Below are 22,469 nucleotides of genomic sequence, written 5' to 3' on the forward strand. Positions count from 1 at the left end.
ATCAACGGCCTCCTACAGGGGAGACAGTCGGCGTGATCACCGCAGCCTCCGTGGCGGCTTCGTCCTCTTTGGGCAACGGCGCGCCTTTATTGGTCCGGCTGATGACTGCAATCGTGCAGCCACAGATGATGACCGAACCGACGGCGGCGATCACGGCAATCGGGCCGCCCTTGAGCGCTGTGACGACGTTCTGTTGTGCGGCCATGGCCACAACGACCGGAATGTACATCGCGCCCCAGAAGCCGACGCCCATTTCGCAGCCTTCGCTCATCCCACCGCGCTTTTGCATGAAGAGTCGGGCGCAGATCAGCAGGATCATCGCGATCCCGACACCGCCGACGTTGGATTTGACGCCTAGCAGGACACCGAGCAGGTCACCGAGAATCACCCCCGCAAGGGTGCAGATAGCGAGTAACGCGACACCATAAATAATCATTGTTATTGCCCTCAATTTGCATCGTCGAAGTTGTTGTTTTTGTGTTCCTTCGAAAGCAGCAGTCGGTTATGGGTGGCGACGTTCCTCCTCTCGCGACAATGCGCTCAGCGTATCCAGCCGGGCGCCCTGGAAGGCGACTGCGGATCCTTGTTCAAAGACGCGTCGCGCCAGCCCCGTGAGCACGGTGCCGGGCGGCAATTCGATGTGCAGACGTGCGCCACGCTCGTAGGCGGTTTGCACGGTGCTGCGCCAGTCAATGACCCGGCACATGTTGAACGCCAGGTCGTCACGCAATTTGTCGGCATTGAATACCGGCCGGGCCGTGCTGCCGCTCAAGTACTTGAAGGTCGGCACCTGAACCGAGACCTGCGCGAAGGCCTGTGCCAGGGTTTCCGCGGGCTCGCTCAACAGCTCGCAATGCGAAGGCACGCTGACGGCCAGGCGTTTGGCCGCTGCCGCGCCCTGCTCTTTTGCCAGAGCGGCGACACGTGCCATCGCCTGATCGCTGCCGGCGATGACGAACTGGTTGTCGGCGTTGATGTTGGCGAGATAAACCGGCGTGTCAGGACTGTGTACCTGCAATACCAGGCTCTCGACGGTGGTTTGATCCAGACCGATCAACGCGGTCATGCCATAGCCTGTGGGGTAAGCGCTCTGCATCAATTCGCCGCGCAGCGCGACCAGTCGCACGGCGTCGGAGAAGCTCAAGGCACCGGCGATGACCGCTGCCGGGTAAGCGCCAATCGACAGCCCGGCCACGTAATCCGGTGTGCAGTTCTGGGCCATGAGCAGCCGCGAACAGGCAACGCCGGCGATCAGCAAACACAGCTGAACGGCACGAGTGGACTGCAACGCATGGGGCGTATCCAGATCCAGCACGTCTTCGTTGAGCGCGTCGCTGGCTTCGCGCAGGCATTCACTCACCAAAGGATCGGCGGACAATCTGTGCAGCATGCCCGGCTGCTGCGCGCCTTGGCCCGGAAACACCCAGAAGCTGCTCATGCTGCGCAATCCTCCGGCAACCATGGGTTGACCACCAGACGCGCCGCGTCATCGGCTTTGAGCAAGACCTGACGCGCCGGGCCTGCCCATTCGCGCAAGGCCACAGCGCCCGCGGGCGTCTGAAGTTGCAGGTCGATCCGGCACACCGCGGCTTCCAGCGCATCGACCAATGCGGCAGCCTGTTCACGACTGAAGAACGCCGGGGTGCGCAGGATCAGGTCCAGATCGCTGTCCTGATGCAGCACCGCTGCACCGCACGCCAGTTCGAACCCGACGCTGCCTGCAACGCCCCACGGCAAACCCAACGCGTCCATCACCGGACGCATTTGCCTCAGCGCGCGCAAGGCAGGCCAGTCGGCCGTCTGGTTATCTACGGCCTCGATCAATTCTTCAGGACGAACACGGCGCGTGATATCGGCCACTCTCATGGCCGTGGCATAACGCTGATCGCGCGAATGACCACGAACGCCCACCGCCACCAAACCCTCTGCAACCTGCGCCCGACGCACGACCACCGGCTGCCCCGCGCCGACCACCCCGGTCACCCATGCAGGCGCATCGGCAGGCACGTCGGCCACGGACAGACCCCACAGCAGATCATGGGGCCAGACCGGCAGGCAGCTGCTCATTACCACTGCGCCCGCAGCAGTTCGCGCACCTTCGAGGACGTCGAACGGTTTGGCGCGCCCAGCCGCGAACTCAGGTCATTGCCACCTGTTTGAGCGTCTTTGATCGCGGCCGTCAGGCACTCCTGAACCGCACTGATATCGGACGCCGAAGGCTGTTCGATCTGACTCACCGACAGGGTTTCCCACAACAAACCGAGGCCTGCGTAGCTGTCGATGTCGTACGCCATGGGCGGAATGCTCGCGGCGAGTTTTTCCAGTTCTTCGACGCTGCGCAACGTCACGCGAGCGGCCGAAGCCTTGCCCATCGCGTGCACCATCACACCGGGATCGCGCAGGGCGATCAGGCGGTTGGCCTGATAGCCGTGAGCGAGAAAGGCGCCGGACATGGCTTTGCCGACCAACAGACCGATCACCGGATGACCCGCCAGACGCGCGCGGGCATAAGCGTCCACCGCACCTGCCAGCGCCTGATGAATGCCTAACGCTTCTTCCCGGCGTCCATAGGCCTGGCTTGGCACATCGATGATTGCGATCAGCGCACGCTTGTTCTCGCTCTGGCGATCCAGCTCGATAGCGGCGTCCACGGCCTGCGCCAGGCCCCAGCCTTCCAGCAAGCCGACCTCGCCAGCGCGGGCACGAGGAAAACGATTATCAGGGTCGGTAACGACTGCAAGAAAACGCGCACGTTGATCGCCCATTGTGCCGTCGGCGGCTTTCACGGATGTGGGCAGTCCCGGTACTTCAACCGCATGGGCGGCCAGCGCGTTGAACCACTTCAAACCACGGGTCGAATAGCTGCTCATGGCTTTTCTCCTTGATACAGGCTGCGCACGGCGGCGGGGTCGATCTGCGTCGTTGTATCCACTTGGCCAAGACGCTGCAGGAACAGCGCGTACTGGCTACTGCGCTCCTGCTCGGGCTTGCCCTTATGCAGCAGGTCTTCGACGTGCTGTTGAACGGCGGCAACGTCATCGGCAACGAACGCATCCACCAGACCGCTGGCAAAGCGTTGCTCGCCGCCGGTGATGCTCCAGATGAAAGGCCGGTCGCGCGAATCGTATTCTTCGATGCCCGCTTCCTGCTCGATCACCTGCGGGCCGTTCAGGCCCAGACGCGCTTCCTGAGTCACCACCAGATAGCTGCACAACCCTGCCGCAATGGACATGCCGCCAAAGCAACCCACGCTGCCCGCCACCACGCCAATCACCGGCTGATAGCGACGCAGATCGACGATTGCCGCATGGATTTCAGCGATGGCCGCGAGCCCGAGGTTGGCTTCCTGCAGGCGCACGCCGCCGGTTTCCAGCAACAAAACAGCGGCGGTCGGAATGCCCTTGCGGTTATCCTCGGCCGCCAGCTCCAGTGCGCCAGCCATTTTCGCGCCGCCGACTTCGCCCATGCTGCCGCCCTGAAAGTTGCCTTCGATGGCGCACACCACCACCGGCTTTCCGCCGATAGCACCTTTAGCGACCACCACACCGTCGTCGGCCTGCGGAACCACGCCTTGCTTGGGTAACCAGGGCGACGTCATTCGTGCGAACGGATCGATCAGCTCCCGAAAACTGCCTGCGTCGAGCAGGGCCCGAGCACGCTGCCGCGCACCGAGTTCGACGAAGCTGTGCTGCTTCAACAAATGGGCATTGTCAGTCATGGCCGATCTCCTCGAAGCCCTGCTCCAGCCGCAGCCGGACGACACCGGGCGTTGCACCGAAGTCGTGGATGTCGATGCTCATGGCAGGCGGTGTCTGGCCATCGAACATGCGCTCGAAAAGATGCTGCCAGCGGGCTGAACTGCCGTTGACCGAGGTGACGACCTGAATGGTCAATTTGCCTGGCAGACCGGGTTCCAGCATGACTTCGAGGTCACCAGAACCGACACAACCCACCAGCGCGCGCCCCAGCGGGGGCTGGCCAGCGGGGAATTCAAAAGACAAGGTTTCCATGATCAGACATTCCTCGTTTCATCGCCGAGCGCAGGCTCAAGGCAATCGATAAACAGGCAAGCGGCAAGCAAATCGGCGGCACCACCCGGTGATGCATTCAGGCTCAGCAGTTGCTGATCCAGTTCGTGCAGGGCTCGCCGACCACTCAGGGTCGCGCTGCCACCGGCATCCAGCACCCGTTGTGCGCCGCGCTGCATGGTGGACAGGCCGTGTTCGCCCGCGCGGTACAACACGCAGGTGTCGGACAGCGTGGTCATGATCGCCAGCAGCGCATCGAGCCGCGCATTCTGTTCGCCATGGCCGGTGGCGCGGCTGCGTTGCAGTTGTGGCAAACCTTTTTGAGTGACTGCGGGGAAGCCCATTTGCGCTTGTTCGCGCGCCCCCATCGCACCGTATTTACGGGCGACTTCGGCGCCGTGGCTGTGCTGAGCAGGCAGGTTTCGATCCTCGACCAGCGCCAGGCAACCCGCACGCAGACCAAGACCTGCAGCTGAAAGATCAGACGGATCGAGCGCCGCAGCAGTGACCAGCAACCCCAGCGCCCAGATCGCGCCACGGTGGGTGTTCACACCTTGGGTGGTGCGCATCATCGCGACTTCGCCGTCCCGGCCAATGCGCCCGATCGCCTCGCGCAGCGGTTGGCCGATTTCACCGATCTCGATGGTAGCTTCAGCCATTTCCTTAAACGCAGGCCACAGCGACAACGCCGAGGCGTGCATCAGACCCAAGTGCAGATCCTTGTGCGCACCGCTGCTGCGACGGTCTACCAATGCCGGTTTTGGCGACAGATCGGCCTCGTCGATCAGTGCATCCACCGCGAGGTCGGCCAGTCGCTCGGCCAGCGGCAAGGACCGCGGAGCGGCTTCAAACGCTACGTTGAGTGCGCGCATCACCAACTCCTGAATTTCGCAGGTGGGTTGTACAAACCACCGGACCACTCGACCAGTTCGGCAATGCTTTTGGCCGCCAGCAATTCTCGGCTGGCATCAGTGCGGCGAATGCCCAGGTCTTCCGGCAAAGCGATCAGCCCTTCACGGCGCATGCGGGCGGTGTCTTTTGGGTTGTGGCGCAGGCCAATGGACGTCACGCCCGCAACGGCAGCGATCATCGCCTGACGCTCTTCCAGCGTGCGCGCCTTGTACAGATAGGCGATGCCTTCTTCGGTGAGCAGGTGAGTCACGTCGTCGCCGTAGACCATGATCGGCGCCAGCGGCATGCCGCTTTTCTTCGCCACCTCGACGGCGTCCAGTGTCTCTACAAATGTGGGCTTGCCGCCTTCCTGGAAGGTTTCAACCATCTGCACCACGAGCTTCTTGCCGCGCTTCAGGTACGCATCGGTGTCCGGGTTCTGCTGACGCATGTCGAGCCAGGCCGGCGTGCTGTGACGCCGACCGCGCGGGTCGTGCCCCATGTTCGGCGCGCCGCCGAAACCCGCGAGACGACCCCGTGTCACGGTCGAGGAGTGCCCGTCGCCGTCCACTTGCAACGTGGCGCCGATGAACAGGTCCACCGCGTACTGACCGGCCAGCTGGCACATCATGCGGTTGGAGCGCATCGAGCCGTCGCGCCCCGTGAAGAACACGTCCGGCCGGGCAGCGATGTAGTTTTCCATGCCCAACTCGGTGCCGAAGCAATGCACGCTTTCGACCCAGCCGCTTTCGATGGCAGGAATCAGGGTCGGGTGGGGATTGAGCGTCCAGTTGCGGCAGATCTTGCCCTTCAAACCCAATGACTCGCCGTAGGTCGGCAGGATCAATTCGATGGCGGCGGTGTTGAAACCGATGCCGTGGTTGAGCGACTGAACGTTGTGTTTCTCGTAGATCCCGCGGATCGCCATCATCGCCATCAAGACATGCACGGGCTTGATGTGGCGCGGGTCGCGGGTGAACAGCGGCTCGATGTAGAACGGCTTGTCGGCGACGACCACGAAGTCGACCCACGATGCCGGAATGTCCACACGCGGCAAGTCGCTGACGTCGTCCACCAACTGGTTGACCTGCACGATGACGATCCCGTCGCTGAACGCGGCCGGTTCGATCAGGGCAGGCGTGTCCTCGGTGCTCGCGCCGGTGTAGATGTTGCCCGCGCGGTCAGCCATGAACCCGGCAGACAGCACGACATTGGGAATCAGGTCGACCAGCAAGCGGGAATACAGCTCGATGTAGGTGTGGATCGCACCGATTTCCAGCAGGCCGTCTTCCAGCAACTGGCTGATGCGCAGGCTTTGCGTACCGGCGAAAGAAAAATCGAGCTTGCGGGCGATGCCGCGTTCGAACAGATCCAGGTGTTCGGCACGCCCGACGCTGGGCATGATCATGTGCAGGTCATGCAGCTTGCCGGGATCGGCCTTGACCAGCGAACGGGAGAGGAAATCCGCCTGCTTCTGGTTATTACCTTCAAGCACCACACGGTCACCGGGCGCAATCAACGCCTCCAATGCCGCGACGATCTTGTCGGTGGGCAGTACAACGCCATCGGCGAAGAAACGCACTAGCTCGAGCCGCCGCTGCTTTTCGCTGCGACGACGCGACCAGCGCGGGTCAAGTTTCGTTGTTGTAGTCATGCTGACTCCACGAGTTCGCTGTCGTGGGTCACATTAGGAGCTATGGGGTTGGGGCATCAATCAAGCAGCAGCGCGGATCGTTACGGTTAGAGTAATGATTGGTCGGCTGTGCTCATCTCGCGATCTGATATCGCGTGCTACGGCCTCCGCCTGGCAGCTTCTGCAGACAACCTTTGTCCAAGAGATCGGACAGATGGCGGGTGGCAGTGGCCTTACTGACCTTGGCAACGGCCTGATATTGCGCGGCACTGATGCCGCCTTCGAACCCAGTACCTACTTTTTCAGCGAGCAGATCGCCGTTAAGCAACCGGTTGAGCACCTTGATTTGCTCCAGGGACAAACCGTCCTTCCTGTGCTGCTGCCAAAACCGCGCATTGGCCAACACCCGATCGATCCGCAATACCGCCTGATCAAGCGTGTGAAGCAGGATTTGCAGGAACCATGAAAGCCACGCCGTCAGGTCCAGTGCGCCACGCTGAGAAGCCTCAAGGATCCGGTAATACTCTTGCCGACTGTTAAGAATGCTGGCCGACATGGCATAAAAACGAATAGCCTGATTTTCCGCCTGCGCCAGTGCCAAGTCGGTGATCGCCCTCGTCAATCGCCCATTTCCGTCATCGAAAGGGTGTAAGGTCACGAACCAGAAATGCGCGATACCTGCTCGTATCAGTGGGTCCAGCGTAGTGTCGAACTGGCTGCTGTTGAACCAGTAGAAGAAGTCGTCCATGCGTTTCTCCAACCCCTCGCGAGGCGGCGCTTCGAAATGAACGACCGGACGGTCAATCCGACCCGACACCACCTGCATAGGCTCGGATCCTCTCAGAACTCCTACCAGAATATTGTTCGAGAGCAATGACGACGAGTCAGGGAAAAGCAGACTATGCCATCGCATCAGTCTTTCTGGAGTCAACGGCGCCTGATGCTGCTGTGTGGCATCAAGCATCAGCTCAGCCAAGCCTTCGCTGCGAGGCGTCACCCGCTCATCACTCTCGATGCCAAGCCGCCGCGCCAGAGATGACCTCACAGACCCGACATTCAATTGCTCGCCTTCAATAGCGGACGAAGTGATGACGTTCTGCAGCAACGCATCCAGTTCGCTCTGCGCACTGGCATGAGTTCCCGCAGCACCCATCATGCCCAGCAGCCTTCCCTGCGCCTGCGTGCAAGCCCGCAAGACAGGCGCCAACGTCTGCACATCCCAAGTAAAAGCGGGCCATCTGGCACGCTGCCAAATCCATTTCAACGACTGACTCACAGAAACCTCGCGAAGAGTGAGCCGAATAAAACGTCTATTCGGCTCATAATGTGAGCCAAATATGCGACCTATTCGGCTCATAGTCCACAGGGCCCAACTAAATATCGGGTAGCAGGTAGTGGAGGATTCGGTAAATGCGGTATGCCTGAAACGGCCAAAGCGTCTGGTTTTACTGCCGCTTCGCGGCAGATCGCGGGACAAGCCACGCTCCCACGGCCTCCGGCCAGAATCAAAAGCGTTAAACCGTGCCACTCGCTCGCTTCTGCCGAACGCGTAGGCCTGCGGCAGAGTCAAAGCCTGAAAGCAACTCCGCTCAAATCCCCGGTCCGGCGACCTGCACCAGTCCCGCGTCCACCAGCGATTGTTCCAGCGCCACCAGGTCGGGGACTTTTGCGATGGTTTCGCCGACCTGCACCGCCGCCAGCTCCAGCTCGGAGAGCGCGACGTCGACGTAGCTGAGCTGGCTGTCGAGCTTGCAAGAGCGAGGAATGCCTTGGGTCAGCAGGGCTATGAATTTGAGATCGGGGCGACCGCCCAGCGCGTTGAGCACGACGATGCGGGCGCGGCCGCCCACGCGGGCACGGCCGCCGCAGGCCGCTTCGAAGCTCAGCAGCGGCAGGCTGCGGTTGCGCCAGTTGATCGGCCCCAGGTACCACTGGGGTGCGGCGGGGTCGGCGATGCTGTCTTGGTAGTCGATCAGCTCGGCCACCGCGACGTTGGGCAGCAGTAAATGCCGGTCGCTCAAGGGAATGAGCAATCCGGTGAGGCTGGTCAGGCGGGTGGTCTGGGTGGTGGTATCAGACATGCACATGACTCCAGTGCGCGATGCTCTCCAGCAACGCCGCTTCCTGATACGGCTTGCTCATGTAGTCGTTCACCCCCAGCGCCATGGCGCGGTCGCGGTGTTTCTGGCCGGAGCGGGAGGTGATCATGATGATCGGCAGATGCTTCAGCGCCTCGTCTTGGCGCACTTTGCTGGCGACCTCAAAACCATCCATGCGCGGCATTTCGATGTCCAGCAGCATCACGTCCGGTGTGTGCTCCTGCAGCAACGCCATGGCGTCTACTCCGTCTTTGGCGGTCAAGACGTTCATGCCGTTGCGCTCGAGCAACCGGCCGGTGACCTTGCGCACCGTGACCGAATCGTCCACCACCATGACGAGCAAGGGCCTGACCTGCTCCGTTTCGACAAACGGCGTCGGCGCCTGACCGGAGACCTGCAGCGCCAGCATCCGCGCATGCAAACGGCGGATGTGCGCGAACAGGTCGAGAATCAACACCACACGCCCGTCCCCCAGAATCGTCGCGCCGGAAATCCCCTGAACACCGGCGAATTGCGCCCCCAGGTTTTTGACCACTATCTCTCGAGAACCCGCCAGCGCATCGACTTGCACCGCCACCCATTGATCATGCACATGCACCAGCAACACGGGCAGCGGCTGCGTCTGGCCAATCAGCTTCGGCGGCTGGCCGTTGTTCAGCAGTTCGCCCAGATACCGCAGCTCATAACTGCGTTCGCGGTATTGGTAACGCGGCGGCGTGGACTGGTAACAGGCCTCTAACTCGCCGGGCATCACCCGCACGATGCCTTCGACACTGTTCAGCGGCACGGCATATTGCTCTTCGCCACACTGCACCATCAGTGCACGATTGACCGACACCGAGAACGGCAGACGAATACGGAAGCGCGCGCCCTGCCCCGACCGGGAATCGATGACCATCGAGCCGCCCAGCTCTTTGACCTCGGCGTGCACCACATCCATGCCGACGCCACGTCCCGATATCTGAGTGATCGTCTCGGCGGTCGAAAAGCCCGCCTGCAAGATGAACTGCAGCGTGTCGTGCTCGCTCAGCTCGGCGTCCGGACTGATCAGACCACGCTTGATCGCCTTGCGACGTACCGCTTCGAAATCGACACCGGCGCCGTCGTCGCTCATGTCGATGACGATATCGCCACCCTCGTGGGTCAGGCTCAAGGTGATATGACCCGTCTCCGGCTTGCCGGCCGCCAGGCGCTTCTCACCGCTCTCCAGACCGTGATCGACGGCGTTACGCAGCATGTGCTCCAGCGGCGCGACCATGCGTTCGAGCACGTTGCGGTCCATTTCGCCTTCGGCGTTGACCACATCGAACTTGACCTTCTTGTTCAGCTCGCCGGACACCTGTCTCACGATCCGACGCAAGCGCGGCACCATGCGCTCGAAGGGCACCATGCGCGTGCGCATCAGGTTTTCCTGAAGCTCGGTGTTCACCCGCGCCTGTTGCAACAAGAGCGTCTCGGCTTCGTGCGTTCGGGTGTCCAGCGTTTCCTTGAGGTCCATCAGGTCGGACGCCGACTCGAACAACGCGCGTGATAACTGCTGCAGTTGCGAGTGTCGGTCCATTTCCAGCGGGTCGAACTCTTCGTAACCCGATCGTTCGGACTGATGATCTCGACTGAGAATGCGCCCTTGGGTTTCGATGTCCAGACGCCGCAGCTGATCGCGCATCCGCTCGATGGTGGTCTCCATCTCGGCCAGGGTGACCTGCGCATCGCTGACCTGCTGTTCGATGCGGCCACGGAAGATCGAGGTTTCACCCGCCAGATTGACCAGATCCTCCAGCTGTTCGGCCGGCACCTTGACCATTTCCGGTCCAGCGCGCTCAGTGTCGGCATCCGCCGCTGCCGCTGCGGGCTCTGCGCCGGGTGCAGGCGCCATCACTACCGGCTCTTCCTGAGGCTTGCTGGCGACTTCCTGAATCGCGCCCGGCGACGAATACTGCGCAATGCTGTCGATCAGCAACGCGGGATTGGGCAGGGGCTCGTAACCCCGAACGGCATCGACCATGTCGGCGAGCATGTCGTGGCCGCTTTGCAGCAGACCGTTAAGCAACGCACTGTTTTTCAGCGCCCCGGACGCCAACCCCTCATAGAGCGACTCCAGCTCATGGGCGAGATCACCGATCGGAGCGATTTCGACCATGCGCGCGCCACCTTTGAGCGTGTGCAGGTCGCGCAGCAGGTTTTCAACTTCCAGCGTGTTCTGCGGGTCGGCCTGCCAGCGCACCAGCGCCGCGCTGGAGCTTTCGATGATGTCGTCGGCTTCTTCGAGAAAGATCTCCAGCAGTTCTGGATCACGCTCATCCAGCGGTTGGATCATCGAACCGACGTTACGCGCGCCACCTTCGTGAGGCAGCACATAACAGTGATTCTGGCGGAACTCGCGAATCGCCTCGATCACCGGTTCGGGATCGGCCAGCGGTGCACGGTTCTGCAGTTGTACGAGCATCTGTGCAAGGTGATCGTGGCTGCGCACCAGCAGCGCCGCCAATTCAGGCGTGTACGAGCAACGTCGGTCAATCAGGCCTTCATACAGCGACTCCAACTCGTGGCCAAGGTCACCCACCTCGCCGATTTCAGCCATGCGCGCGCCACCCTTGAGGGTGTGCAGGTCACGTTGCAGCGACGACAGCGGCAGCGGGTTTTCGGGGTCATCCAGCCAACGCTGTAACGCCTGACCCGCACCGTCCAGGATATCGACGGCTTCTTCGAGGAAGATGTCGACAATCTCCTGATCCAGGTCATCGCGTGTCGGCTGTTGAGGCGGCTTGATCTCTTCGAATTCAGCGTCCACCACCGCCGTTGCCTCCCCGAGCTCGGTCACGCTCGTGGCCAGCCCACCCTCGCTCTTGATCACGCCCATCGCGCCAGGATCCAGCGCTTCGTCGAGCAACTCGCGCAGTGCTTTGACGCGTTCAGGACACGCCTGAACCTGCTGGCCTGCAGCAATCTGATCGAGCATGTTGATCAGCGCTTCATGGGCGTTCTCGGCCTCATGAAAGAAGCGTTCGCTGACGGCAAGACTGCTTTCTTCCACCGCACCGTACAGGTCCAGCAAGGCTTCGCACAGCTCGTCCACCTGCGGCAGGTCGGCCATGTGCGCACCGTGCCCCAGCATGGTCAGCTCATCGAGCAGCGCATTGAGTTCCTGACGCTCTCCCGGATGCTGCTGCCAGCGCTTGAGCAGGTTTTCAGCGTCCAGCAGGATGTCCATGCTTTCGGCCAGGAAACTGGCGATCAACTGCGGATTACGACGGCTGCGCAGTCCGTTGTTGTCATCGCTGAGGGCTTCGGCCATCCGCGCATCGAGCAACGCGCGAGCAGCGTCGATAAAGGCCGCCGCACCGTCGATCGGCATCAATGGATCGACTTTCAGTTGCGCCAGCCCTTTGTGAAACAGGGGTTCGGCAGATCGCAGCAACTCGATTTCAGGCTGACCGACAGCCAGATGGTTGGTCTTGAACTCACGCACCAGCTGGTCCAGGGGGCTTGCCAGCTCAGCCATCGGCAGCACGCCCGCCATGTAGGCGCTGCCTTTCAAGGTATGCAGCGCACGCAACAACTCGTCGCTGAACGCCGCAGACTCTTCCAGCGCAGACGCCTCGAGGTAACGATTGAGCGTTTCCAGGTGCGTCTGAGCTTCCTGACGGAAGATTTCCAGCAATTGCGGGTCGAAGCTTTCTTCTTCCAGCTCGACAACCTGAGCAGGCGCCGGCGTGGCAGGCTCAACCTTTTCGCCCTGAGCCAACGCATGCGCGCGTGCCGCCAGCAGGTCGACATCGTCGCGCTGCCGCTGAACGTCTTCGGCGAAATCACGAATCACGTCCGGCAACAGCATCTGAACATCGATCAGCAACTGATGCACCGGACCGTCAGGCTCGACACTGCCCTCCAGCACGCGGTTCAGCAGGTTTTCCACCGACCACGCCAGCTCGCCCAGGATCAGGGCCCGAACCATCCGGCCGCTGCCTTTGAGGGTGTGGAAGGCCCGGCGAATTTCGGCCAGCGCAGTCACGTTGCTGGAATCGGCCAACCAGCGCGGCAAGTACTCGCGCAGCGCGGCGAGCACCTCATCGGCCTCCTCCAGGAACACGTCCCGCAGCTCATCATCCACCGCTGCTTCGCCCTTGGGCGGCGGCAACAGGCTGGCAGGCACATGCCTGGCGGGCGGGTTGACCGTGGATAACGGCGTGGCCAGCACTTCGGCAATGCTTTGATTCGGCCTGACGAGCGCTTGCTGTTCATGCAGTTCGCTCAATTCTTCGTGGCTGATGACCTCTTCGAGCACTGGTAAGTCGACGATATCCGCGACCGGCGAATAACCCAGCTTGGCCAGGCTCTCTTGCGCCAAGTCCAGCACATGCTCGCCCGGCGCTTCCGGATCCTCGGCCATACGCTCCAGGTAATACTCGATCCCGATGATGACGTCGGCGAAGTGATCGAGCTGCGACCAGACCGGGCGCGCTTCGTCGGCGAGCAAATGTTCGATGATGTAGTCGTTGCACGCCGCCAGCAGACCGGACGCCCGCGCCAGCGGAATCATCGCCAGTGCGCCGCGCACCTGAATGAGTTGGGCGGACAGCGGTGCCAGTCGTTCGCGGTCCAGTTCGCCGTCGATGTAATCGTCGATGACGTCCTTGGCCTGTTGCAGCACCACGCGCGCTTCCTTGATCACCAACTGATGGATCTGGCTCAGATCCGTGGTGGGCAGGCGGCTCTCTTCGGGGCTGCTCTGATCGACCGTGCCGGCCATACCCGCCAGCGTCGCTTCGACGTACAGCAAGGCACCCGCGACATCCATCAAGCTGGCGTCATCGGGCTCACGCTGCCCTTGGGCCATGCCTTGAACCACCGTCAACTGGTCGATGATGACCTTGCGCGGCTGGCCGAAGCCCAGCACCGCCAAGGTATCGGCAATCTGTCGAAGCGGCGGCAACAAGGTATTGAGCTCGCTGACGTGCTGACGATCGCCCCGCACGAACACATCCAGGCGTTCCTTGGTGCGGACCAGTTCGTCACATAGCGCAATGATCACCGAGCGCATGGCATCGCGATCAGGCCCGGCCATCCGTGCGCGTTCTTCATCCACGAGCGCGCTTTCCGGCAACGCCTCGGCAAGGCCATATTGATCCTTCAAATCCATCATCCTCTGGGCCTGACTGTCAGATTTGGCGATGTAGAACAGCAGGCTTTTCAGGAGCTCGTCTGGCGCGGGCTGGTTGATTCCGGCGATGCCCTGTTCAAGAAGACGCTTGAGCTCCTTGTCAGCGTCCTTGAACAGACTGCGCAAGGCCGGGCTGTTGGTGAAGTTGCCATTGGCCATGGTTTCGACCAGCGCCGAGGTGATGCGCCACAGTGGCTCAAGCGGCGCGTCCTTGCACAAGGCTTCAAGTCGCGCGAATACCTTGCCCATGTAATCCAGCTGCGTCTGGACATCCTGCTCGCGCAGCAAGCCCACCAGTGCGGTTTGCAGTGTCTGACGCAGCTTGCGCAGTTTTGCCGGTAATTCGGGGCTGTCCCGCTCGGCCAGGGTCCGGGCATCGAGTTCAGGAACGGAGAGCAATTGCGGCGAAAACAGACTGGTTTCGGAGAGCAGGCTTTCACCACGGGCGCTGCGCAGGTCATTGAGCAGCGGCAACACCACCAGCGGCAGGTCGCGACGAGCGGAATGCACACGCTCCAGATACACCGGCAGCTGACTCATCGCTTGATGCAGCAACTGAATCGCTTCGGCTTCCTGAACCACGTGCCCTTGTTGCAGGGCCAGCGCCAGCTGCTCGATTTCCTCGGCAAACAAAGCAGCGCCATAGAACTCGATCATCTGCAGGCTGCCGTGCACCTGGTGGATGAAGTCCAGGCAGACTTCCATCGCGGACGGGTCATGAGGACGCGCGACAAAGGCGTCCAGCGCCTGCCGTGCATGCTTGAGGGTTTCGGCTATTTCGCCCTTGACCCACTCCAGGGCCACATAGTCGTGACGGTCAGCCATGATCGCTCCAGTTGCCCAAGTCGTTTGGCGTGACGATCAATGCTGATCCCGTGATGCCGGCAGTGTAAAACCGGACACCGAGCGGCGCATATCGCTGGCCATCTTCGCCAGATTACCCATGCTCTGCGCAGTGGCGGCCGTGCCCGACGTGGTTTGTGTGGTGGTCTGCTGGATGACGGTCATGGTGGCTGAAATCTGCTGACCCAACGCGGCCTGCTGTTGCGCGGCATGGGTAATACTTTCCACAAGCGCGGCGAGTACCTTGGAAACACCTTCAATTTCTTCCAGCGCCACACCGGCATCCTGCGCCAATCGTGCGCCACGCACCACTTCGGTGGTCGTCTGCTCCATGGAGATTACCGCTTCGTTGGTGTCATTTTGAATCGCCCGGACCAGCGTTTCGATCTGCTTGGTGGCTGACGACGAACGCTCGGCCAGACGCTGCACCTCGTCCGCCACCACGGCAAACCCGCGCCCGGCATCGCCCGCCATGGACGCCTGAATCGCCGCATTGAGAGCAAGAATGTTGGTCTGGTCGGCAATGTCGTCGATCAGGCTGACGATGTCGCCGATTTCCTGGGAAGACTCGCCGAGGCGCTTGATCCGTTTGGACGTGTCCTGGATCTGCTCGCGAATGTTGTCCATGCCGTTGATGGTGTTGTGCACCACTTCGTTGCCCTTGTTGGCAATGGCCACGGAACGTTCCGCCACGGCGACCGACTCGGAGGCATTCGCCGACACTTGCTCCACAGAACGGGACATGTCATTGACCGCATTCGACGCGGCAGCAATCTGCAGTGCCTGATGTTCGGACGCTGCGGCCAGTTGGGTCGCCGTGGTCTGGGTGTCCTTCACCGCGCCGAAGACCTGCTCGGCCGTGAGGTTGATGGTCGCCACCAGCTCACGCAATTGATCGATGGAGTAGTTGATGGAGTCGGCAATGGCGCCAGTGAAGTCTTCGGTCACCGAGGCCGCCACCGTCAGATCGCCGTCGGCCAGGTCTTCGATTTCATCGAGCAGACGCATGATCGCCGTCTGGTTGCGCTCGTTCTTCTCGGCGGTTTCGCGCAGTTGACGGTTGGTTTCACGCACCATCACCAGGCCGATCAGGATGATCGAAGCCAAGGCCAGCAGGCCGAGAATGTAGCCGCCGTAGCTGTTGGTGGTGCGACCGCCCGCCAGATGTTCGAAGCTGTTGGCCAACAGCGACGCTTCGTCCAGCAGGGTTTGCGACAGATTGAAAATGTTGCCTGCGGCCTCGCGCACTTCCAGCAATTCCGGCGAAGTTTCCAGAATCTCGTCGACCGATCCCGACACGAACTGGAACAACTCGGCGATTTCCGCCAGCCGGGCCTTGGCGTCGCGGTCTTCGACCTGAGTGATTTTAAGCGTTGCATTGCCCTCCAGCATGCCGTTGAGCACACGACCGAACTGGCTGGCGTCACGCCCGAAAGCGTCGGCGGCCTGCACAGCCGTTTCGTCTCCCGAGAGCACCGTGTTCACCGCCCCCAAAATGCGTTCGGCGAGCAAGGACTGTCGTTGAGCAAGGGCGACCTGACTGGCCGGCGCGCGGTTCTGCAGAAGGATATCGACGACTTTTTCCGACTCGATCTGCAGTTGCGGAATGGTCTCGGCCAAAGTGGCCGCCACCTGATGCAGGGACAAAACGGTTTGTTCGCGGGAGAGAATCACATCCGTGCTTTTTCGCAGATTTTCCCAGTCAATCTGCACGGCTTTGAGCTCATCGCCGACTTCAGCGGGCGCAGCGGGCAGGCCGGTGTTTTTGTCGCCCTTTTTGAGGTACTGCCAACGGGTATCGAAGTCGTTTCGTGCATCGGCGAGCAGCTTGAACGCTGCCGCCTTGCCGGCCGCCGCCTCGGTGGCGTTCTTGGCGATCCGCTGCGACAACACGCGCAACTCGCCCGCGTGGCCGATGTACTGCTTGTCGTAGTTGGATTGCGTGCTCAGGTACGCAAAATTGACGAACAGCAGCATGATAAAAACAATCAGGCCCACGAACAGCGCGATGATCTGCGAGCGGCTGCGTGCGCCTTCGAGTGACTTGCCGGTATTACTCATTTCTCAGGGCTCCGCCTGAACCTCGGTTTGATTTTGGAGCGCCCGAACGTCAACAGTCGGGATGCACACGATGTACGGCAGGCGCGACTGCGAAGACGACACGCGTCTTCGGTGCTCTGCCCGACCGTATTAAAGCGCGACATCCATGAACCCCGGCGACTGCACCAGGATTCTGGGACTGAAAACCCGCCAGGCCTGCTCACGCAAGAATCGACCTTGAACATATGGGGCAATGGCGGGATCGCTGTCTTCGAGCGACTCCGGCATCAGGCTGCGCTCACTGAAGTGCTGCATTCCCAGGACCTCATCGACCAGCAACCCGGCGAAGACCTCATGGTGATCGATCACCAGCACCCGGCGTTGCTTGCGCAGCGGTGAGAGCTCGTGGCCGAAGAACGCGCACAGGTCCATGATCGGCAGCAACCGCCCGCGCAGGTTCGCGACGCCCTTGACCCAGGGCTTTACGCCCGGAAGCGTGGCATAACGCGGCTCGTGAAGAATTTCATCGACCTCGCCCATGGGCGCCACGTAGTAGCGCTCGCCCATGCGAAAACCGATACCGCTCCAGCCTTGCAGCCGGGTTTCCTGCAAAGGCAGTCCGGCAGCCAGCGAGCGGCAGCGCTGGTCGATATCGAGCAGCAGTTGAAAGGCGGTTTGCGACTGAGCCATGAACGCTGGCCGGCCTTCAGCCTGCCAGGACCGCGTTCAGGGTTTTCATGAGGGTTTCTTCGTCCACAGGCTTGGTCAGGTAGTCCCGCGCGCCCTGACGCTTGCCCCAGACCTTGTCGGTTTCCTGATCCTTGGTGGTGATCATGATGACCGGGATCATGTTGGTGTCAGCGTCTTTGGTCAGTTGACGCGTCGCCTGAAAACCGTTCAGGCCGGGCATGACAATGTCCATCAGCACAGCGTCGGGCTTTTCCTGACGCGCCAGCGCCACGCCGTCGGCGCCGTTCTCAGCCTTGAGAACCTCGTGGCCGTGTTTTTCCAGCATCCCGGTCAGCTTGTACATTTCAGTCGGCGAGTCATCGACGATCAGAATTCGAGCCATGGTGTTCCCCATAGAAACAGCCGCCCCTGGGTGAGGGCACGGCATCAAGATAGTTGTTGTTCTACTGCCACGAACCCTGGCACATGAGCCTTGATCGCACTGAGCAGTTCTTCCTTGCTAAACGGTTTGGTCAAAAACTGATCAGAACCGACAATTCGCCCCTTGGCTTTGTCGAACAGCCCGTCCTTGGAGGACAACATGATCACCGGCGTAGACTTGAATGCCCGGTTGTTCTTGATCAACGCGCACGTCTGATACCCGTCGAGTCTGGGCATCATGATGTCGACAAATATGATTCTCGGATGATTATCAGCAATCTTGGCCAGCGCATCGAAGCCGTCTACTGCGGTGATCACTTCACAGCCGACGTTTTTCAGCAGGGTCTCGGCGGTGCGACGAATCGTTCGGGAGTCGTCGATGATCATCACTTTCAATGGGGCTGAATGCTGTTCCATGTCTGCTCTACCATCGCCGCGGCGATTCAGATGGGCTGCCTTCGGCCGGGCGTCTGGTGCTGGTCGGATCGCTAACCCCCCTTCTAGAGGGCTCGAATGGCAACCGACGTGAAGTCAGATGCCGAGCCTTTTTAGCACACTCTCCAGACGCAATCCATAAAGCAAATGCGCCACGCTTGCCCCTTGACCCCAAGCGTGCGCAGCGCCACCCTGACGCCTGTTTTCGGCCCGTTGCGGCCATTACCGATCAGAGGATATCGCCCCATGAGCATTCGCCTGGGAATTGTCATGGACCCTATCGAGCGCATCTCCTATAAAAAGGACAGCTCGTTGGCCATGCTCCTTGCAGCGCAAGCGCGCGGCTGGTCACTGTTCTATATGGAACAGCATGATCTTTATCAGGATGCCGGGCAGGCCCGCGCACGGATGAAGCCGCTGAAGGTGTTTGCCGATCCGGCGCACTGGTTCGAACTGGAGGCCGAAGTCGACAGCGGTCTGGACGACCTGGACGTGATCCTGATGCGCAAGGATCCGCCGTTCGACATGGAATTCGTCTACGCCACTTACTTGCTGGAGCAAGCCGAGCGTGCGGGCGTGCTGGTGGTGAACAAGCCCCAGAGCCTGCGTGACTGCAACGAAAAGCTGTTCGCTACGCTGTTTCCGCAGTGCACGCCGCCGACGCTGGTCAGCCGTCGTTCGGACATCCTGCGGGAATTCGCCGCCAAGCATGGCGACGTCATTCTCAAGCCGCTGGACGGCATGGGTGGCGCGTCGATCTTCCGTCATCGCGCGGGCGACCCGAACCTGTCGGTGATTCTGGAAACCCTGACGAACCACGGCCAGCAGCAAATCATGGCGCAAGCGTACCTGCCTGCGATCAAGGACGGCGACAAGCGCATCCTGATGGTGGACGGTGAGCCTGTGCCTTATTGCCTGGCCCGCATCCCGGCCGCCGGCGAAACCCGTGGCAACCTGGCAGCGGGCGGCCGAGGCGAAGCGCGTCCCCTGACTGACCGCGACCGCTGGATCGCCGCCGAAATCGGCCCGACCCTGCGCGAAAAAGGTTTGTTGTTTGTAGGACTCGACGTGATTGGCGAGCACCTGACCGAAATCAACGTCACCAGCCCGACCTGCATCCGTGAAATCGACAACGCGTTCGGTACGGACATTGGCGGGATGTTGATGGATGTGATCGAGAAGAAGCTGCAGGCCCGGTAACCGCATCGCCTCATTCGCGAGCAAGCTCGCTCCCACAGAACCGCTGCAATTCTGTGGGAGCGAGCCTGCTCGCGAAGAGGGCCGTATTGCCAGCACATCCCTCGACACCTGAAATTCGCCCACTAATCGGCCCGCAGATATCAAAGCCCAAGAACGCCCTGACATTGCGTTATCATGCGCGGCCTGAATTTCGCCCTAGGTGGGTTTCCGCAATGCTGGCTTGTGTGACTCCGGAGCGTCGATGAACGCTGCGGTCGACAGTGATCTCCCGATGGCCCTGACCCGTACCACCGTGCGCCCGGCCGATCGCCTGGGTTTTACCTTGATGATCGCAGCCCTCGTGCACCTGGCGCTGATCCTTGGCGTGGGTTTCACCTACGTCAAACCCGAAAAGATCAGCCAGACGCTGGAAATCACCCTCGCCCCCTTCAAGAGCGACACCAAGCCCAAGGACGCTGACTTCCTCGCACAGGAAAACCAGCAAGGCAGCGGCACCCTCGACAAGAAGGCCGTGCCCAAGACCACCGAAATCGCACCGTATCAGGACACCAAGATCAACAAGGTGACGCCTCCGCCCGCTGCCAAACCGGTGATCAAGCAGGAAGCGCCCAAAACGGCCGTCGCCACCAAGGCGCAGGCGCCGCAAAAAACCGTCGCCAAGCGCGACGAAGTCAAACCCGAAGAGGCGAAGAAAGCCGCGCCCACGTTCGACAGCGCCCAGTTGAACAGCGAAATCGCCAGCCTTGAGGCCGAACTCGCCGACGAGCAGCAGGCGTACGCCAAGCGTCCGAAGATCCATCGCTTGAGCGCTGCGTCGACCATGCGCGACAAGGGCGCCTGGTACAAAGAGGACTGGCGCAAGAAGATCGAGCGCATCGGCAACCTCAATTATCCTGAAGAAGCCCGGCGCCAGCAGATCTACGGCAGCCTGCGGATGATGGTGTCGATTAACCGCGACGGCTCTTTATATGAAGTGCTGGTGCTTGAATCGTCCGGACAGCCGTTGCTGGATCAGGCCGCTCAGAGAATCGTGCGGCTCGCGGCGCCATTTGCGCCGTTTAGTGGCGACCTGGCTGACATCGACCGGCTCGAGATCATCCGCACCTGGAAGTTTGCCCGCGGGGACAAGCTGTCCAGTAACTGATTGAGTTAGGGGAGCCACTGCATAGCAGCCACTGTAGGAGCGTGGCTTGTGTCTGGGCCGCATTCGGACGATCTGCCGGGTACCGGCAGCAAAACCTGTGAATGCGGTCAATCAGACGCATCCTGCTGACCGAATGTGCGACGGGTCCCCCGCCGATCGCGGGACAAGCCACGCTCCTACCAGTTTTTGCGTCATGCACTAATCCCGTAGTTGTCACAGCAGCCCCGCAGCGCCACACTAGGGCTCATGAAAAACGTCACTCCGTCGTACCTCAAGCATCAATTTCTGATCGCCATGCCCCACATGCACGATGAGAACTTCGCTCAGACCTTGACCTACATCGTCGAGCACAACGCCAATGGCGCAATGGGTCTGGTGATCAACCGACCGCAAAGCCTGTCGCTGGCGGACATTCTGGAGCAGTTGCGCCCGGAAATGTCGCCACCCGTTCGCTGTCAGCACATCCCCATTCATGTCGGCGGCCCGGTTCAAACCGATCGCGGTTTTGTCCTGCACCCCACCGGCCAGATTTTTCAGGCCACGGTCGATCTGGGCGGCATCTCGCTGTCCACCTCGCAGGACATCCTGTTTTCGATCGCCGACGGCTACGGCCCTGATCAAAACTTGATCACCCTGGGCTATGCCGGCTGGGATGCCGGCCAGCTCGAAGCCGAATTTGCCGCCAACGCCTGGCTGAACTGCGCGTTCGACCCCGCGATTCTGTTCGAACTCGACAGCGAACAGCGGCTCGACGCGGCGGCTGCCAAATTGGGCGTCAACCTGAATCTGCTGACCAGCCAGGCGGGCCACGCCTGATGACCGCACTGCGCCTGCTTCTGGGGTTTGACTACGGCACCAAACAGATCGGCGTCGCTGTCGGCCAGGTCATCACCGGCCAGGCCCGGGAGCTGTGCACCCTGAAAGCGCAGAACGGTGTTCCGGACTGGGACAAGGTCCAGGCGCTGATCACCGAGTGGAAGCCTGACGCCATTGTCGTCGGCCTGCCGCTGAACATGGACGGCACGCCCAGCGAAATGAGCGCTCGCGCCGAGAAATTCTCGCGCAAGCTCAACGGCCGGTTCAACGTGCCCGTCTATACCCATGACGAACGCCTGACCACCTTTGAAGCCAAGGGTGAGCGCATGTCGCGCGGCGGGCAGCGTGGCAGCTACCGCGACAACCCGGTGGACGCCATTGCCGCAGCGCTTCTGCTGCAAGGCTGGCTGGAAGCCAACAGCGCGCTGTTCGACACGTGAGCGCCTTACATTGCACTGCATTGAACAGCACTGAATTCGAGTTTAAGCCCGGCCAGCCGCAAGGAATGGGACCGGGCTTCTGAAGGAGCGACCATGAGCACCCTGCCCAACCCCGCCGAACTGATCAGCCAGATGGCGATCGACCTGAACGCGCACCTGAATAAACGTGGTATCAGCGAGCCGCGTTTCATCGGCATTCGTACCGGCGGCGTCTGGGTCGCTCAGGCGCTGCTCCAGGCCCTGAACAGCCAGTCCCCGCTCGGCACGCTGGACGTGTCCTTTTACCGTGATGACTTCAGCCAGAACGGCCTGCACCCGCAAGTGCGCCCTTCCGAGCTGCCGTTCGAGATCGAGGGCCAGCATCTGGTGCTGATCGATGACGTATTGATGAGCGGCCGAACCATTCGTGCAGCCCTGAACGAACTGTTCGACTACGGCCGACCGGCCAGCGTGACGCTGGTATCGCTGCTTGATCTGGACGCTGCCGAGCTGCCGATTCGTCCGAATGTGACCGGCGCGACGCTCGATCTGTCTCCGACCGAACGGGTCAAGCTGTCCGGCCCGACGCCACTGACACTTGAACTGCAAGACCTTTCCACCGATTCCGCCGCCCTCTAAGAGTCCTTTGC

At 61.3% G+C, this 22,469-nt stretch carries 20 protein-coding genes; 5 read left to right on the plus strand and 15 right to left on the minus strand.

The window, feature by feature from the left end:
• Window position 1: 1 nt before the first annotated feature.
• The 15 genes from madL to pilG all read right to left on the minus strand — a co-directional run bounded on the left by madL (window position 2) and on the right by pilG (window position 18,222).
• On the minus strand, window positions 2-436 hold the full coding sequence (gene madL, locus ABDX87_RS12330) for a malonate transporter subunit MadL (RefSeq protein WP_346833095.1): 435 nt from the start codon (window positions 434-436) through the stop codon (window positions 2-4).
• A gap of 66 nt (window positions 437-502) precedes the next feature.
• Window positions 503-1,438 carry a malonate decarboxylase subunit epsilon gene (gene mdcH / locus ABDX87_RS12335; protein WP_346833096.1) on the minus strand — a complete coding sequence of 312 codons (936 nt, stop codon included), beginning with the start codon at window positions 1,436-1,438 and terminating at the stop codon, window positions 503-505.
• Window positions 1,435-2,073 carry a malonate decarboxylase holo-ACP synthase gene (locus ABDX87_RS12340; RefSeq protein WP_346833097.1) on the minus strand — a complete coding sequence of 213 codons (639 nt, stop codon included), beginning with the start codon at window positions 2,071-2,073 and terminating at the stop codon, window positions 1,435-1,437. Before ABDX87_RS12340 ends, mdcH begins: the two co-directional genes overlap by 4 nt.
• On the minus strand, window positions 2,067-2,870 hold the full coding sequence (gene mdcE, locus ABDX87_RS12345) for a biotin-independent malonate decarboxylase subunit gamma (protein ID WP_346833098.1): 804 nt from the start codon (window positions 2,868-2,870) through the stop codon (window positions 2,067-2,069). The genes ABDX87_RS12340 and mdcE overlap by 7 nt, the downstream gene beginning before the upstream one ends.
• Window positions 2,867-3,718, minus strand: coding sequence for a biotin-independent malonate decarboxylase subunit beta (locus ABDX87_RS12350; RefSeq protein ID WP_346833099.1), 852 nt, complete (start codon window positions 3,716-3,718; stop codon window positions 2,867-2,869). The genes mdcE and ABDX87_RS12350 overlap by 4 nt, the downstream gene beginning before the upstream one ends.
• On the minus strand, window positions 3,711-4,010 hold the full coding sequence (locus ABDX87_RS12355; protein ID WP_081565088.1) for a malonate decarboxylase subunit delta: 300 nt from the start codon (window positions 4,008-4,010) through the stop codon (window positions 3,711-3,713). Before ABDX87_RS12355 ends, ABDX87_RS12350 begins: the two co-directional genes overlap by 8 nt.
• 2 nt (window positions 4,011-4,012) lie before the next feature.
• Window positions 4,013-4,900 carry a triphosphoribosyl-dephospho-CoA synthase gene (locus ABDX87_RS12360; protein ID WP_346833100.1) on the minus strand — a complete coding sequence of 296 codons (888 nt, stop codon included), beginning with the start codon at window positions 4,898-4,900 and terminating at the stop codon, window positions 4,013-4,015.
• Window positions 4,900-6,573, minus strand: coding sequence for a malonate decarboxylase subunit alpha (gene mdcA / locus ABDX87_RS12365; RefSeq protein ID WP_346833101.1), 1,674 nt, complete (start codon window positions 6,571-6,573; stop codon window positions 4,900-4,902). The genes ABDX87_RS12360 and mdcA overlap by 1 nt, the downstream gene beginning before the upstream one ends.
• 112 nt (window positions 6,574-6,685) lie before the next feature.
• On the minus strand, window positions 6,686-7,828 hold the full coding sequence (locus tag ABDX87_RS12370) for a Fic family protein (protein WP_346833102.1): 1,143 nt from the start codon (window positions 7,826-7,828) through the stop codon (window positions 6,686-6,688).
• Window positions 7,829-8,141: 313 nt separating this feature from the next.
• A complete protein-coding gene (locus ABDX87_RS12375; protein ID WP_346833104.1) occupies window positions 8,142-8,633 on the minus strand; it encodes a chemotaxis protein CheW in 492 nt (163 codons plus the stop codon).
• Window positions 8,626-14,637 (minus strand): Hpt domain-containing protein, encoded by a 6,012-nt coding sequence (locus tag ABDX87_RS12380; protein ID WP_346833105.1) that lies wholly within the window; start codon window positions 14,635-14,637, stop codon window positions 8,626-8,628. The genes ABDX87_RS12375 and ABDX87_RS12380 overlap by 8 nt, the downstream gene beginning before the upstream one ends.
• A gap of 36 nt (window positions 14,638-14,673) precedes the next feature.
• A complete protein-coding gene (locus tag ABDX87_RS12385; RefSeq protein ID WP_346833106.1) occupies window positions 14,674-16,716 on the minus strand; it encodes a methyl-accepting chemotaxis protein in 2,043 nt (680 codons plus the stop codon).
• 129 nt (window positions 16,717-16,845) lie between these two features.
• Complete coding sequence (locus tag ABDX87_RS12390; protein ID WP_346833107.1) at window positions 16,846-17,385, minus strand: chemotaxis protein CheW; 540 nt, start codon at window positions 17,383-17,385, stop codon at window positions 16,846-16,848.
• Window positions 17,386-17,401: 16 nt separating this feature from the next.
• Window positions 17,402-17,767 (minus strand): twitching motility response regulator PilH, encoded by a 366-nt coding sequence (gene pilH, locus ABDX87_RS12395; RefSeq protein ID WP_002551739.1) that lies wholly within the window; start codon window positions 17,765-17,767, stop codon window positions 17,402-17,404.
• A 44-nt stretch (window positions 17,768-17,811) separates the two neighbouring features.
• Window positions 17,812-18,222, minus strand: coding sequence for a twitching motility response regulator PilG (gene pilG, locus ABDX87_RS12400; RefSeq protein ID WP_074752373.1), 411 nt, complete (start codon window positions 18,220-18,222; stop codon window positions 17,812-17,814).
• 264 nt (window positions 18,223-18,486) lie between these two features.
• Between pilG and gshB the strand changes: the two genes are divergently transcribed.
• The 5 genes from gshB to pyrR all read left to right on the plus strand — a co-directional run bounded on the left by gshB (window position 18,487) and on the right by pyrR (window position 22,458).
• Window positions 18,487-19,440 carry a glutathione synthase gene (gene gshB / locus ABDX87_RS12405; RefSeq protein ID WP_346833108.1) on the plus strand — a complete coding sequence of 318 codons (954 nt, stop codon included), beginning with the start codon at window positions 18,487-18,489 and terminating at the stop codon, window positions 19,438-19,440.
• Window positions 19,441-19,681: 241 nt separating this feature from the next.
• Window positions 19,682-20,584 (plus strand): energy transducer TonB, encoded by a 903-nt coding sequence (locus ABDX87_RS12410; protein WP_346833109.1) that lies wholly within the window; start codon window positions 19,682-19,684, stop codon window positions 20,582-20,584.
• 246 nt (window positions 20,585-20,830) lie between these two features.
• A complete protein-coding gene (locus ABDX87_RS12415; protein WP_346833110.1) occupies window positions 20,831-21,400 on the plus strand; it encodes a YqgE/AlgH family protein in 570 nt (189 codons plus the stop codon).
• Window positions 21,400-21,840 (plus strand): Holliday junction resolvase RuvX, encoded by a 441-nt coding sequence (gene ruvX, locus ABDX87_RS12420; protein ID WP_346833111.1) that lies wholly within the window; start codon window positions 21,400-21,402, stop codon window positions 21,838-21,840. The genes ABDX87_RS12415 and ruvX overlap by 1 nt, the downstream gene beginning before the upstream one ends.
• A gap of 93 nt (window positions 21,841-21,933) precedes the next feature.
• Window positions 21,934-22,458, plus strand: a complete 525-nt coding sequence (gene pyrR, locus ABDX87_RS12425) for a bifunctional pyr operon transcriptional regulator/uracil phosphoribosyltransferase PyrR (RefSeq protein WP_346833112.1) — start codon at window positions 21,934-21,936, stop codon at window positions 22,456-22,458.
• The last annotated feature ends 11 nt before the right edge of the window (window positions 22,459-22,469 follow it).

Origin of the sequence: Pseudomonas abietaniphila (genome assembly GCF_039697315.1) — a bacterium.
GTDB classification, from domain to species: domain Bacteria; phylum Pseudomonadota; class Gammaproteobacteria; order Pseudomonadales; family Pseudomonadaceae; genus Aquipseudomonas; species Aquipseudomonas abietaniphila_B.